Raw genomic sequence first — 13,638 nt, forward strand, 5'->3', positions numbered from 1 at the left:
GGGGCTATTTGGCCTCTGCGGTCGCGGAGGCCGGCCGCTGCCGCTGTCCGGCGAAGAAGTCCGGAAGCGGGGCCTGCGGTTCTTCGGGGAGCGCCTCCCCCGCGACCAGCTCGTGCCAGCGGCGCCACCACGTGCGCATCTGGTATTCGCCGTTCATCCCCTTGTGAGGCGTGTGCATCCCACGGGAGATGTCGGACCAGGGCAGTTCCCGCTGGGCCGCGTAGGACCGCTGGCACGTCTCCAGTGCCTCCACGTCGTCGGGCGAGGCGAGTCCGCCCGGACCCCAGAAGGTGAGGAAGTTGTCCAGGCGCTGCCTGTGCAGTTCCTCGCCCTCCTCCGGTGGCACCAGCTGCCAGGCACTGACTTCCATGTAGTCGGGCGTGACGGGCTCGATCCTGCGGATCAGCACGCCCATGACCAGGTCGATGACCACCAGGTTGGGGAAGATCACCAGGTTGCGGGTGCCGCCCATGCGATCCACCCACGCGTCGCCGTGCGTCTGACGGAGCCGCTCGAAGTGTTCGGCCTTCTCGTGTTTGGCCTCCTCGGACAGCGGCCGTCCCAGCGCGGCGCCGCTCGCGGGAGTGCCGGCCATGACGGCGTGGCCACCGCCCAGGTTGACGGCTATGGAGTTCGAGGCGAAGGAGATGTCGGCCTTGCCGTGGGCGGCGGTGATCATCTCCAGATAGCGTTGGTGGGTGGAGACGAGGTGGTAGCCGTCGTAACTGTTCTCCGTCAGGAGCTTCCAGTTGGCCTTCACCGAGTACTCGTGCGTGCCCGGCAGGACCCTCATGCCGACCTCGGACTGGTCGGACACCAGGTCCAGGTACTCCTTGGCGCCCGCCAGGTAGGTGGGGAGATCGACGATGTCCGGATCGAAGCTGACGAAGACGAAACCGCGGTAGGAGCCGACCTTCGCGGGAGCCGCCAGCCCCGGTCGCTCGAAGCCGGCCCCGTAGCCCGCGTCGTCGGGGATCGAGACGACCTCGCCCGAGTTGTTGAAGCTCCAGCCGTGGTAGAAGCAGGTCATGAAGCGAGCGTTGCCCTTCGGCTCACGGCACAGCATCGCACCGCGGTGGGGGCAGGAGTTGACCCAGACCCTCACCTTCCCCTTGGCGTCCCGGGCCAGGATCAGCGGCCGCCCGGCCACGGTTCGGGTGACGTAGTCGTTGGGCTTGGCGAGTTCGGTCTCGTGACCGATGTAGAGCCAGCTGTGGTCGAAGACGCGCTCGCGCTCCACGGCGAACACAGCCGGATCCGTCATGACCTTCCGGTTCACCCTGAAGCGGGGGATTTCCTGGTCGACCTCGATGTATTCAGACACCTGTAGTCCGTCCTTTCCTGTCCCAATGGCACCGTGCCGTGGAGCTGCATGTGGCGCTCCCCCCGGTTCCGGCGGCTGGAACCGGGGCGTCGAATTCACAGAAGTGAAAGGAATTACGCGCGGGCCGCGCTTGCGACACGTCTTTGCCATTCCGCGGCCAATGGCGTGGGCCGCGGCACCACGCGCCGATCGAGCCACTCGATGGTTCGCTGCCACGCGTCGAAAGAGGCCACGTGCGCCAGGGTCTCGCGGGCGTCGCGATAGAAATCCCGGGCGACGCCCGGATAGGTGACCACTTCCGTGTGGGCCGGCGAGCCGCCCAGGTACGAGCCCAGCCTGGCCAGGACGTCCGCAGGGGCACCGGGGTCCTGCTGACCGAACAGTCCGAGCCACGGCGTCCGGACGTGCCGGGCCACTTGGATCAGCGGCGGCAGGGCGTCGGACCATGCGTCCGCCACTCCGGACGGGGCGATGCTCACCGCCGCGCCGAGTGCGAACTCGGCGGTGGCCAAGAGTGCCGTCCGGCCCCCGAAGCCGTAGCCGACGAGGCCCACCTGCGCCGGCGACCAGCCGCGTTCACCCAACCGCCCCACCAGCACGGCGACGTCGCTCACCAGATCCCGGTCGGTCGTGCCGGTCGGGTCGCCACCGGTGGGCGACAGGTCGACGGCGACGGACTCGTATCCGTGCTCGGCCAGTCCGCTCATGAACCCGGCGGCGTCCCGTTCCAGGGCGCCGGCGTCGCAGAGCACGATCGCCGCGCCTCTCGGGACACCGCCGAGCTCGATCCGGGCCACCGGCAGCGACCTACCTGATCCATGCCTGAACGAGTCCTCCGCAACACTCGGCTCGATCCGCGGAAATGCGATGTCCATGCGCATGTACCTCCATGGCGGCCACGTTCTATGGCTCACGCAACTTGCTCTTGAGTACTTTTCCCGAGGCGTTCCTCGGGAGCTGCGCCACGAAATCCACCACGGTCGGGCTCTTGTAGCCCGCGAGGTATTCCTTGGCGTACGAAATGACCTCGCCCTCTGTCAGCGAGGGCTGTGCGGGCGCCCGTACGACGACGGCCCGCACCGTCTCGCCCCACCGGCGGGAGGGGGCCCCGATCACCGCGACCTCGGCGATCCCCGGGTGAGTCGAGAGGACGTGCTCCACCTCGGTCGGGTACACGTTCTCGCCGCCCGTGATGATGACGTCCTTGAGCCGGTCGCACAGATGGAGATAGCCACCGCGCAGGAACCCGGCGTCGCCGGTGCGCAGGAACCCGTCCGGGGCGAGAACGTGTGCCGTCTCCTCCGGGGCCTCCCAGTACGCGGACATCGCCGTCGGTGTCTTCGCCCAGACCTCGCCCACCACGCCTTCGGCGACGTCCTTCTCCGTCAGGGGATCGACGACCCGTACCGTCACTTCGGGAAGTGGGAGCCCGGCCGAGCCCAGTCTGCCGTCGGTGTCGGCCAGATCGTGGTCCTCGGGAGGCAGCACCGTGATGCCGATGGTCTCCGTCGATCCGTAGAACTGGAGGAACTTGCAGCGGAAGCGGCGCAGGCAGGTCCGCAGCAGGTCGGGGTCCATGGGAGAGCCGGCATAGGCGATGGTGTCGAGGGCGGAGAGGTCGTAGTGGTCGACGTCCTCGTCCTGGAGGGCCTGCAGAACCGCGGGCACGACCATGGTCGTGGTCACCCGGTGGCGTTCCACGACTTCCAGCACCGAGCGGGGTTTGGCATCGGCGGACAGCACGCAGTGTGCCCCGACGGCCAGTGCCGCGATCGCTGTGTTCAGCCCTGCGGCGTGGAAGAGGGGAAGCGCCGCCAGCAGAACGGATTTTTGGGTGACGCCCATGACGCCGGCGGCGCTGAACGTCGCGCGCACGGCCCGGCCGTCGAACAACGCGGCCTTGGGCACTCCAGTCGTGCCGGAGGTGTACATCATGAACGCGGGATCGGAGTCCGTGGTCACGGCAGGCGGCTCCTGCGGGTCCCGGCAGAGAAGCCATTTCTCGTAGTCGTCGGTCTCGTCCCCGATGACCACGACGGTTTCCACCGTCGTAAGCTCGTCCCGGACAGGGGTGAGCTTGCCGACGAGATCCTCCGAGACGAACAGCACTCTGGGGCGCGCGTTGTTGACCACGAAGAGCAACTCCGGCGGGGCGAGCCGCCAGTTCGCGGCGACGCTCACCCAACCCGCCATCGACGCACCGAACAGGACCTCGAAGAACTCGGGCCTGTTGCGGCCCAGGTAGAGCACCCGCTCCCTCGCACCCGGCGCGGAACCGGTGAGCCCCTGTGCGACACGGCAACTGCGTTCGTACACCTCGCGCCAGTTCCGGGTCACACCGTCGTAGGTGAGACAGGCAGCTTCGGGTGTGCGTGTCGCCCACGTGCGGCAGATCGCCGCAAGTGCGGCCGTATCTTCGGGAATGTGCGTCATTTGTACGTGATTCCGTACGGGCTGTCGCCCACCAGACGCTTTTCGGCGAGCTCCCGTATCTCCGCCTCGGTGCACCCGAGTTCGGTCAGCACGGCCTCGTTGTCCTGGCCGAACAGCGGGGCGGGGCCCACGGCCGGCGGACGGGGGGCGTGGGAGAAGCGCATGGCCGGTGCGAGGTGTCGCACCGTACCGGCGACCGCATGGTGCACCGGGAACGGCCGCTGCCGATGAACGAGTTGAGGGTGGTCGGCGAGATCCAGACCGACGGCCATGACGGCCGCGGGCACCCCCGCGGAACGAAGGGCCGCCACGATCTTTTCGGCGGGCTCCCCGGCACACGCGTGGGCAAGGCCGTCGTCGAGCTGCGCATGCCGTTCGCGGCGTCCTTCGGCCGTCGCGAACTCCGCGTCGGCGGCCCAGTCGTCGCGGCCCAGGACACGGCACAGGGCCGTCCACTGCGCGTCGGTCGTGACGGAGATCGCGATCCAGTCGTCGTCGGCGCACGGGTACATCCCCTGCGGGATCGCGAGCGGGGATCTGTTACCGGCACGTGTGCGCGGCTCTCCAGTGGCCGACGCTTCGATCACCGGGCGGGCGGTCAGCTGTATGGCGACATCGCCCAGCGCCAGCTCCGCGCACACGGCCTCGCCGGTACGGCGGCGCCGCCGGATCGCCGTCAGCAGTACCAACGACGCCAGGTGCGCGGAGAACGGGTCGGTGACCGTGCCGGTGACAACCGGTTCGCCGTCCTCGTACCCGGTCATCTGGGTGACCCCTGCGGCCGCTTCGGCGGTGTAGGTGAACCCCGGGCGGTTATGCCAGCTGCCCGTGAGCCCCCATGCGGGCATGCGGACGACGATGAGGTCCGGGTTGACCTCGCGCATGCCGTCGAAGTCCAGTCCCCGGTCGTCAAGCACGCGAGGCGTGTAGTTCTCCAGCACCACGTGCGCGGTGGCGATCAACCGCTTTGCCAGGTCCAGGCCCTTGGCGTCGGAGAGGTCCAGTGTGACCTCCCGCTTGCCGATGTTGGGGCCGAGGAAGGGGCCTGCGCGCTCCCACGAGCGGTTCACGGTCATGGGATTGCCCGAGAAGCGCATGGCGTCGGGGCGGTTCACCGCCTCCACCTTGATCACCTCGGCGCCCAGGGAGGCGAGATGGGCCGTGGCCAGGGGCCCCGCCTGGAAGGTGCCGAACTCCACGACGCGCAGGCCCTTCAGAGGCTGCGCGGGGTCCGCCTCGGCAGTGGCCGCAGCGGGAGTCCGCACGCTCGGGCGCGAGATCCGGAACGGCGGTGCAGGCTGTAGGAAGCCGGCTTCCGGATGCCGTACGAAGGAGTTCCGCTCGGCGTACGGCGCCAGCTCGGCGACCGTGTCGGGCGAGGTCAGCGGGACCACGGGCACACGGTGGAGCACACCGAGCTCGGTCAGCTCCTCGACCGTGTGGCGCTCGGTGAACCGCCGGACCAACGGGGTGATCTCGGTGCCGTTGTACAGCCGGTCCGAGACCATGTCGAACCGGGAGTCGTCCAGTTCGGGCACCCTTGCCATCTCCTTGAACGCCTTCCACTGCGCGTCCGTGACGGCGACGACGCACACCCAGCCGTCCTTCGCGCGTTCGACACCGGGAACGGGGTTCTGCGGGATCGGGTAGCGCGTGTGGGGAGAGAGCTGGGAGAACAGCCAGGGGAACTGGAGCAGTCCGACCAGCGCCTCGAAACGCGAGACGTCGACGTCGATCGCCGAGGCCGCCCCGGCCTCGGTGCTCAACAGCGCTGACACCGCACCCACGGCCGCGCACGCTCCGGCCGTGAGCTCGCCAAACTCCACGCCGCTGGCGACCGGCGGACGGTCCCCTCTGGGGTGGAGCACGGTGAGGCCGGCCTCGGCCTGGAGTGTGAACTCGGTCGCCGGCAACTTGGCGAACGGGCCGTCGAGCCCGTAGTCGGAAACGGTGACCACGACCAGCCGCGGATTCTCCCTGCGCAGGGCTTCCGCCAGCGCCCGGAATCCCGGCAGGTCGTCGTCGCAGATCACGACGGCCGGGCCGGTCGCGAGTTCCGGCACCAGCCGGGCGACGGCGGTCCGGGCGTCCGCGAGTTCATCGGAGTCGCACCGCACCACGCGCTTGCCCTGGTGCAGATGACTCACGTAGGCCTCGTATCCGGCGTCCTGCGCCGTCGGCCGTTCGCCGGCACGCGGCTCAAGGCGCACCACGCGGGCGCCGACATCGGCTAGCAACCTGCCGCAGTACATGGTCGAGACCCGGCTCCCGGCCTCGACCACGGTGACATCGTGAAGCATCTTTCACCCTCCCGTCAGCGGTGTCCTGCACCTTCGCGCGGCCCGCGGCCACCGGACAGCGGTGGTTCCGTCGGCTGGAACAGCCCGGCGGCCTCGTGGGCCCGCACTACTCACGCGGCTTCCAGCAGGCCCAGGCCGAGGTCACTGACCTGCGCCCCGGAGGCGACCGCCTTGCGGCAGGACATGAAGGTGCGCGGATCGTCGACGACCAGGGCGCCGACGGCCCGCCCCGCCTCATCGGCGTAGACGGCGGTCATCCCGCTGTCTTCGATGCCGCCTCGCAGCGCGCTCAGCCGGCCCTCAGCGGGCCTGCCGACGATCTGGATGCGCCGACCGTACTGGTCGGACCAGACGTAGGGCACCTGGGCCCGTGGCGCCTGCTGCCCGAGGATGTCGGCCGCGACGATCTCCCCGTGCTCCCCGGCATTGGTCCAGTGCTCGATGCGCAGCGACTTGCCGCACATCGGGTGATACCGGTGAGCGATGTCACCTGCGGCGTAGACCGCGCCCACGCCCACGCCCGTGACACGCAGCCGGCTGTCGCAGGCCACCCCGTTGGCGAGATCGAGCCCGGAGGACTCCAACCAGTCCGTGGCGGGACGTGCGCCGATGCCGACGACGACCAGGTCGGCAGGGAGGGTGCGGCCGTCGGCCAGGACGACACCGGTTACCCGGCCCCGTCCGTCGTCGGTGAAGCTGCTGAATCCGACGCCGGCCTCGACCGCGACGCCGTTCATGGCGTGAATGCCCGCCAGCATCCGACCTACCCGCTCACCGAACAGATGGGCCATGGGGATCGGCTGCGCTTCCACGACACAGACGTCCAGCCCGCGCGCCCGGGCCGCTGCAGCGAACTCGGCGCCGATGAAGCCGGCCCCGATGACCACCACCCTGGGCGAACGGTCGAGTTCGGCTCGCAGCGCCCACGCGTCGTCGGCCGTCCGAAGGGTGTGGACGCCCGAGAGGTCGCCGGTACCCGGCAGTGTGCGCGGGGTGACCCCCGTGGCGAGGACCAGCCGGTCGAACGGCAACCGCTCGCCCCCGTCGGTCGCCACGCGCCGCTCGGTGAGGTCGAGACCGACCGCCTTCACGCCGAGCATCAGCTCGATGCCGCGTTCGTCGGCCTCCTGTTTCGTCAGCAGGACGGGAGGCTCGCCCGCACGGTCGGGGGCCAGCACCTCCTTGGACAGGGCCGGCTTGTCGTACGGCTGGTGCCGCTCCTCGCCGACGAGGGTGATGCGCTCCTGGAAGCCCCCCTGCCGGAGAGCCTGCGCCGTACGCACGCCCGCCACCGAGGCGCCGATGATCAGAACAGTCATGCATGCACTGTCGGAATTACCGGCAGCGGCCACAATGTCGAGTGCCGGTCACTGGAACTCATTGCCATGAACGCCACCGATAACGGCAGTTGCCCCGGAACCGGCCTTGATCGGGCCGATCCCGGGGCAGCTCCCGCCCATGCTCACCGAACTGGTTTGATTCCCGCGGCGTGTCTTCGCGCCAACACCTCATACACACCTGGGTTGTTCAGTATCCACTGCTCGGCGGTCGTTCCGACGATGGACCGCTTGACCACCGCCGGAATACCCGCCACCAGGGCCTCCGCCGGGAAGTCCGAACCGGCCGGTACCAGCGAATGCGCGGCGACGAGCGACCGCGCCCCGACCCGCGCACCGTCGAGCACGGTGCTGCCGTTCCCGATCAGTGCCTCTTCCCCGATGACCGCGCCGTGCACGACGCACAGATGCCCCACGGTCGCGCCGGGACCGATCTCCGTGGGCAGATCGGGTGGTCCATGCAGCACACTGCCGTCCTGCACATTGGCTCCTCGGCGCACCGTGATGCGGGAGTAGTCGCCCCGCAGGACCGCGTTGTACCAGACCGACGCGCCCGCCTCGATGACAACGTCGCCGATCAGTACGACGGTGGGCGCGACGAACGCGTCCGGGTGGACGGCGGGTGCGATCCCGTCGAGCTCGTACAGCGGCACTGTCACAGGCTCCCGCTGACGAAGCCGCGCACGGCGGCCACGAAACGGTCGTGCTGCTCGATCTGCGTCCAGTGGCCGCACTTCCCGATGCCGTACAGCCGCACGTTCGGGAGGTGGTCGAAGAACCACTTGCCGCCGTCGAAGACAACGAACCGGTCCTCACGCCCGTGGATGACGAGAACATCCTGCTCGATCTTGGCCGCGTCCTCGGGCGTCAGCGCCCACGGCCGGTCGAGGACGTCTACGAAGGTGGCCCGGTGGGAGCGCTCCACATCCGGCCGCACGGCGCGCGGGATCCGCTGCTCCGCGATCTTCCGCAGGTCCCCGCCGAACAGCTGCGGGTCGTAGACGAACTGTTCCAGCATGTGCTGCATGGCCTCGGTCGTCGGATTGTCGTAGAACAGGGCCAGCGACGGGATCGCGGCACCGGGCGGAATCGGCGAACCGCCGGAACCCATGAGAACGATCTTCTCGACCCGCTCCGGCGCCTGCAGCGTCGCACCGAGCGACCATATGCCGCCCATGGAGTTGCCGACGAAGACCGCCTTCTCCAGTCCCAGCTCGTCCAGCAGCCCGATCAGGGTGTCGACTCGGAGCTGGGTGAAGGCCGCCATGCCCTGCGGCGGCGGCTCGGGGTGGCTGGAGTCGCCGAAGCCGATGACGTCCGGCGCGAGGCAGTAGTAGTCGTTCCCGAGATCCTTCAGCACCGCCTCCCAGTTCGAGAGGCCGGTCGCGCCCGGTCCGGAACCGTGCAGGAACAGGAGGGCCGGCTTGGACTTGTCACCGGAAGCGTTCAGCTGGAATTCGTACTCTCCGACCGCGACCTTGGTCGTGGTGATCGGTGCGTCGGCCATGCTCACTCCTCACTTGACATGTGCTGCAGACCGCCATGATTCACACGCCACCGTTGTGACGGCAGGAGGTTGTTCCACCCCCCGGAACCCCGTCACTCGCGCGTTGGCGTCCACGCGGCAGAAACAAAGCTGAATCCGATCCCCCTGGACATGTCGAGCACGTCTCGACCGAGCGAGCGCACGGGCGCCGCCCCGGCCACGCCACGGGCTCCGGGCGTCATCGTGCCGCCTCCGGGGTTCCAGCAGCCGAAACCGGCGCTCGGCAGCTCTGGCCGTCCGGCCTAGCGTCGCCGTCATGCGAGCAGCTGTCATTACAAAAGCCGGAGGGGTCCCTGCGCTGCAGGAGGTCGACGAACCCCGCCCGACCGAGCACGGCACGGTTGTGACCGTCACGGCCGCCGGGGTCAACCCGCATGACTTGGTGGTCGCGGCCGGAGTCAACCAACCTCCGCCGGTTCCCTATGTGCCGGGCTCCGAGGGCGTCGGCACCGTCGGTGACGGAACTCGCGTCTACTTCGGACGCACGCACCTGCCACATGGCTCGTTCGCTGAGCGGGCGGTCACCTCGGCGGACTCGGTGCAGGAGATCCCGGACGCGCTGGCGGACGGTGCCGCGCTCGCGATCGGCGTGGCCGGAATCTCCGCGCGGCTGTCCCTGACCCGGAAGGCCGGTCTCCGCCAGGGTGAGCAGGTTCTGGTCCTCGGGGCCACGGGCAGCGTCGGTCGGATTGCGATCCAGGCGGCCAAAGTCCTCGGTGCCGGACGGGTGGTGGCGGGCCGCAACCCCGCCGTGCTCGACGCCCTCAAGGAGCGGGGAGCGGACGAGGTCGTCCGGCTGGACGACGACTGTCCCGCCGCGCTCCGCAAGGCGAGCCAGGGCGGATTCGACCTGGTGGGTGGACATGCTCTACGGAGCGCCGATGGTCGCAGTGATGAAAGTGAGCAAAGTCCATGGCTGAATCACACAGCACGTCTGGTCCGTCGTTGAACGTCGCGGTGGTGGGTGCCACCGGCAACGTCGGCCGCCCCCTGATCGCCGAGCTCATCGCACGGGGACACCGGGTCACCGCCGTGACAACCCATCCGGAGCTCGTCGCATCCCACCCGTCGGTACGGACCGTCGAGGCCGACGCCAACGACTCCGCCCAGCTCGTGCCCGTCATCACGGGCCACGACGTGGTCGTCACGGCGATCCAGTACGCCAAAACAGACCACGCCCGGCTGATCTCGTCCGTCAGGGAATCGAAGGCGCCGCTCTACTTCGTCACGGGCGGAAGCGGAACCCTGCTCGTGCCGGGCACGAAGACACGCGTCATGGACACGGACGTCTTCCCCGCGGAATTCGCGAAATCGGCCGCCGCCGCGGCGCACTTCTGGAAGCTGTTGGAGCAGGTCGACGACCTGGACTGGATCTACCTCGCTCCGCCGCCCGGAATCGGCCCGGGTGAGCGCACCGGCCGTTTCCGTCGTGGTGGTCGGGAACTGCTCCAAACCCCGGACGGGACGCTGCCCGGGATCTCGTTCGACGACTACGCCATCGCGATCGTCGACGAGCTGGAGAGTCCCTCACACATCCGCGACCGATTCACGGTCGCCTACTGAAGCAGGCATCAGGGGCCGACGGCCGGCACCGGAGCCAGTACCAGGGCAGGGGCCTGATCCCGGTGGATCAGGCCCCTGCCGGGCTTCCGCGCCAACAGCGATGAGGAGCAGGCACAAGACACGAGATCACTCAGCGTGTCCCGCAAAGGCACCCGCCGCCCCGCCCTCCCCGCCGTCAGGCCGACGACGCCTGGGACACGAGGTCGAGGGCGATGTCGGTGATCATGTCCTCCTGGCCGCCGACCATCTTGCGGCGTCCGACCTCGACGAGAATGGCGCGGGTGTCGATGCCGTAACGCTCGGAGGCCTTCTCGGCGTGCCGCAGGAAGCTCGAGTACACGCCCGCGTAGCCGAGAGTGAGGGTCTCGCGGTCCACCCGCACCTCGCGGTCCTGCAGCGGTCGTACGATGTCGTCGGCGGCGTCCATCAGGGGGAACAGGTCGCAGCCGTGCTCCCAGCCCATCAGGTCGGCGACCGCGATGAAGGCTTCCAGGGGGCAGTTGCCCGCCCCGGCGCCCTGCCCTGCGAGGGAGGCGTCGACGCGGGTGACGCCGTTCTCGACGGCGACGACCGAGTTGGCCACGCCCAGGCCGAGGTTGTGGTGGGCGTGGATGCCCAGTTCGGTGGCCGGGTCCAGGACGTCCCGATAGGCGCGGAAGCGGTCGCGGACGCCGTCCATGGTGAGGCGGCCCCCGGAGTCGGTTACGTAGACGCAGTGCGCGCCATAGGACTCCATCAGCTTGGCCTGGCGGGCGAGTTCGGCCGGTTCGGCCATGTGGGACATCATCAGGAACCCGGCGACGTCCATGCCCAACTCGCGCGCGGCGGCGATGTGCTGGGCGGAGATGTCGGCCTCGGTGCAGTGCGTGGCTATGCGCACCGAGCGGATGCCGAGGGAGTGGGCCTGCTTCAGTTCGTGGATGGTGCCGATACCGGGGAGCAGCAGAGTGGTGGGGGTCGCCTGGTGTACGGCGTCCACGACCGCTTCGATCCACTCCCAGTCGGTGTGCGCGCCGACGCCGTAGTTGATGCTGGAGCCGGACAATCCGTCGCCGTGGGCGATCTCGATGGCGGACACTCCGGCCGTGTCGAGGGCGGCGGCGATGGTGCGGGCCTGGTCGACGGTGTAGCGGTGGCGGACGGCGTGCATGCCGTCCCGCAGGGTGACGTCCTGGACGTACAGACGGGTCATCGGGACGCCACCTCCGGGGCGATGGGGGTCCCCCCGCTCGAGCGAAGCCGAGAGTGGGGGAGGCCGGCCATGCGCTCCGCGGTGCGCAGCGCGGCCGAGGTCATGATGTCGAGGTTGCCGGCGTAGGCCGGCAGGTAGTGGGCGGCGCCCTCCACCTCCAGGAAGACGGACACCTTCAGTGCGTCGCCACCGCCGCGGGCGAGGGTGTGCAGCGGGTCGTCAGCGGCCGCCCGCTCGAACTGCACCTTCTGCTTCAGGCGGTAACCGGGCACGTACGCCTGCACCCGCCCGACCATCTCTTCGATCGACGCGGTGACGGCCTCCGTGGCGCAGTCGGAGACCAGGCAGTGCACGGTGTCACGCATGATCAGCGGCGGTTCGGCCGGATTGAGGATGATGATCGCCTTGCCGCGCGCCGCGCCACCCACCTTCTCAATGGCCGACGACGTGGTCTCGGTGAACTCGTCGATGTTGGCCCGGGTACCCGGACCGGCCGAGCGGGACGAGATGGAGGCGACGATCTCGCCGTAGTGCACAGGCGTGACGGCGTTCACGGCGGCGACGATCGGGATGGTGGCCTGGCCGCCACAGGTGACCATGTTCACGTTCGTCGCGTCCAGATGCGCGGCGCCGTTGACCGGCGGGACGACGTACGGTCCCAGTGCGGCGGGGGTGAGGTCGACCACCGTCTTGCCGTGCGCGCGCAGCACCTCGTCGTGGTGGCGGTGAGCGCCGGCGGAGGTGGCGTCGAAGACGATCCTCACGTCCTGGAACTCGTCCATGCCGACCAGGCCGTCGATGCCCTCGTGCGTGGTGGCGACCTTGAGGCGCTTCGCCCGGGCGAGACCGTCGGAATCCGGATCGATGCCCACCATGGCAGCGATCTCCAGGCTCTCCGAGAGCCGCAGAACCTTGATCATGAGGTCGGTGCCGATGTTCCCCGAGCCGATGACGGCCACCTTGGTACGGGGAGAAGATGTTGTGGTGGTCACTGCTGCCCTGCCTTCTGGTCGGATGCGGGTGCGAAGCCGACGCGTACGGAGCCGAGTCCGGAGATGACCGCTTCGAAGCGGCTGCCGGGGGTGGCGACAGCCATGGGGCCGAGGGCGCCGGTCAGCACGACGTCGCCGGCGCGCAGCGGATCGCCCATCCCGGCCAGCGTCGACGCGAGCCACACGGCCGCGTTCAGGGGGCCGTCGAGGCAGTCGGCGCCGGTGCCGTGCGAGACCTCCTCGCCGTCGCGGCTGAGCGTCATGCGCACGGCGCGCAGATCGACAGAGGTCAGCGGCACTGGTGTTGCGCCGAGGACGAACAGGCCGGAGGAGGCGTTGTCGGCGACCGTGTCGATCAGACTGATGTCCCAGTCCGCGATCCGGCTGTCGACGATCTCCAGGGCGGGGACGGCGAAGTCCACTGCTCGCAGCACGTCGGCGACCGTCGTGTCGGGGTGCGGCAGGCCGGCCGCCAGCACGAGCGCGACCTCTGCCTCGATCTTGGGCTGGAGCAGCCGCCCGTAGGGCACCGTCCCGCCGTCGGGCACCGCCATGTCCGCCAGCAGCGCGCCGAAGTCCGGCTGATCTACGCCGAGTTGGGCCTGCACCGCAGGCGAGGTCAGACCGATCTTGCGACCGACGAGGCGACCGCCCTGAGCGAGCTTGCGCTCGACGTTGAGGCGCTGCACGGCGTAGGCGCTGCTCACATCTCCGGCAGGCAACTGGTCGCGTACCGGCGGACATGGCGTACCGGACTGCTCAGCCTCCCAGAGGGCGTGGGCCGTTTTTTTCGTCTCCGGGGAGGGCGTGCGGGACGAATGGGACGGCATGGGCGACCTCCGGAAGCGCGGGTGCAGCAATCGAATGCGGCACTCCTTGGATAGACGACACACCCCGAGCACGGCAGAACATGTTCCATTAACCGGAACAGTTCAGTTCTCGGTCAGTACC

General features: G+C 69.2%; 12 protein-coding genes. 2 read left to right on the top strand and 10 right to left on the bottom strand.

All coding sequences use genetic code 11. The annotated features are described in order from the left end of the window. Positions 1–4: 4 nt before the first annotated feature. From OHA64_RS48760 to OHA64_RS48790, 7 genes are all read right to left on the bottom strand, one after another. On the bottom strand, positions 5–1,324 hold the full coding sequence (locus OHA64_RS48760) for an SRPBCC family protein (RefSeq protein WP_405606366.1): 1,320 nt from the start codon (positions 1,322–1,324) through the stop codon (positions 5–7). 113 nt (positions 1,325–1,437) lie between these two features. After that, complete coding sequence (locus tag OHA64_RS48765; RefSeq protein WP_405606364.1) at positions 1,438–2,199, bottom strand: dienelactone hydrolase family protein; 762 nt, start codon at positions 2,197–2,199, stop codon at positions 1,438–1,440. Positions 2,200–2,227: 28 nt separating this feature from the next. After that, a complete protein-coding gene (locus OHA64_RS48770; RefSeq protein WP_405606362.1) occupies positions 2,228–3,757 on the bottom strand; it encodes an AMP-binding protein in 1,530 nt (509 codons plus the stop codon). Then, the gene (locus tag OHA64_RS48775; protein WP_405606360.1) at positions 3,754–6,057 is read right to left on the bottom strand and encodes a CoA transferase; all 2,304 of its coding nucleotides are present in this window, start codon (positions 6,055–6,057) and stop codon (positions 3,754–3,756) included. Before OHA64_RS48775 ends, OHA64_RS48770 begins: the two co-directional genes overlap by 4 nt. 110 nt (positions 6,058–6,167) lie before the next feature. Continuing rightward, a complete protein-coding gene (locus OHA64_RS48780; RefSeq protein WP_405606358.1) occupies positions 6,168–7,376 on the bottom strand; it encodes an NAD(P)/FAD-dependent oxidoreductase in 1,209 nt (402 codons plus the stop codon). A gap of 143 nt (positions 7,377–7,519) precedes the next feature. Further along, positions 7,520–8,047 (bottom strand): gamma carbonic anhydrase family protein, encoded by a 528-nt coding sequence (locus OHA64_RS48785; RefSeq protein WP_266802490.1) that lies wholly within the window; start codon positions 8,045–8,047, stop codon positions 7,520–7,522. 2 nt (positions 8,048–8,049) lie between these two features. After that, the gene (locus tag OHA64_RS48790) at positions 8,050–8,901 is read right to left on the bottom strand and encodes an alpha/beta fold hydrolase (RefSeq protein ID WP_405606356.1); all 852 of its coding nucleotides are present in this window, start codon (positions 8,899–8,901) and stop codon (positions 8,050–8,052) included. 295 nt (positions 8,902–9,196) lie between these two features. On the opposite strand from OHA64_RS48790, the gene OHA64_RS48795 reads away from it, so the two are divergent. Continuing rightward, the gene (locus tag OHA64_RS48795) at positions 9,197–9,889 is read left to right on the top strand and encodes a zinc-binding alcohol dehydrogenase family protein (protein WP_405606354.1); all 693 of its coding nucleotides are present in this window, start codon (positions 9,197–9,199) and stop codon (positions 9,887–9,889) included. Next, positions 9,853–10,503: an NAD(P)-dependent oxidoreductase gene (locus OHA64_RS48800; protein WP_405606352.1), complete on the top strand. Its 651-nt coding sequence runs from the start codon at positions 9,853–9,855 to the stop codon at positions 10,501–10,503. The genes OHA64_RS48795 and OHA64_RS48800 overlap by 37 nt, the downstream gene beginning before the upstream one ends. A gap of 175 nt (positions 10,504–10,678) precedes the next feature. Here the strand turns inward: OHA64_RS48800 and dmpG are convergent, their stop codons facing one another. From dmpG to OHA64_RS48815, 3 genes are read right to left on the bottom strand one after another with little or no spacing between them, the layout of a single operon-like run. Continuing rightward, positions 10,679–11,695 carry a 4-hydroxy-2-oxovalerate aldolase gene (gene dmpG / locus OHA64_RS48805; protein ID WP_405606350.1) on the bottom strand — a complete coding sequence of 339 codons (1,017 nt, stop codon included), beginning with the start codon at positions 11,693–11,695 and terminating at the stop codon, positions 10,679–10,681. After that, a complete protein-coding gene (locus OHA64_RS48810; RefSeq protein ID WP_405606348.1) occupies positions 11,692–12,687 on the bottom strand; it encodes an acetaldehyde dehydrogenase (acetylating) in 996 nt (331 codons plus the stop codon). The genes dmpG and OHA64_RS48810 overlap by 4 nt, the downstream gene beginning before the upstream one ends. Then, positions 12,684–13,517, bottom strand: a complete 834-nt coding sequence (locus OHA64_RS48815) for a 2-keto-4-pentenoate hydratase (RefSeq protein ID WP_405606346.1) — start codon at positions 13,515–13,517, stop codon at positions 12,684–12,686. The genes OHA64_RS48810 and OHA64_RS48815 overlap by 4 nt, the downstream gene beginning before the upstream one ends. Positions 13,518–13,638: the final 121 nt, after the last annotated feature.

The sequence above is a fragment of the Streptomyces sp. NBC_00076 genome (assembly GCF_045041235.1).
Lineage (GTDB): Bacteria > Actinomycetota > Actinomycetes > Streptomycetales > Streptomycetaceae > Streptomyces.

Bases quoted from the DNA above. Each gene is read 5' to 3' on its own strand.
- OHA64_RS48765 (WP_405606364.1), bottom strand. From the start codon at position 2,199: ATGGACATCGCATTTCCGCGGATCGAGCCGAGTGTTGCGGAGGACTCG.
- OHA64_RS48770 (WP_405606362.1), bottom strand. From the start codon at position 3,757: ATGACGCACATTCCCGAAGATACGGCCGCACTTGCGGCGATCTGCCGC.
- OHA64_RS48775 (WP_405606360.1), bottom strand. From the start codon at position 6,057: ATGCTTCACGATGTCACCGTGGTCGAGGCCGGGAGCCGGGTCTCGACC.
- OHA64_RS48780 (WP_405606358.1), bottom strand. From the start codon at position 7,376: ATGACTGTTCTGATCATCGGCGCCTCGGTGGCGGGCGTGCGTACGGCG.
- OHA64_RS48790 (WP_405606356.1), bottom strand. From the start codon at position 8,901: ATGGCCGACGCACCGATCACCACGACCAAGGTCGCGGTCGGAGAGTAC.
- OHA64_RS48795 (WP_405606354.1), top strand. From the start codon at position 9,197: ATGCGAGCAGCTGTCATTACAAAAGCCGGAGGGGTCCCTGCGCTGCAG.
- OHA64_RS48800 (WP_405606352.1), top strand. From the start codon at position 9,853: ATGGCTGAATCACACAGCACGTCTGGTCCGTCGTTGAACGTCGCGGTG.
- dmpG (WP_405606350.1), bottom strand. From the start codon at position 11,695: ATGACCCGTCTGTACGTCCAGGACGTCACCCTGCGGGACGGCATGCAC.
- OHA64_RS48815 (WP_405606346.1), bottom strand. From the start codon at position 13,517: ATGCCGTCCCATTCGTCCCGCACGCCCTCCCCGGAGACGAAAAAAACG.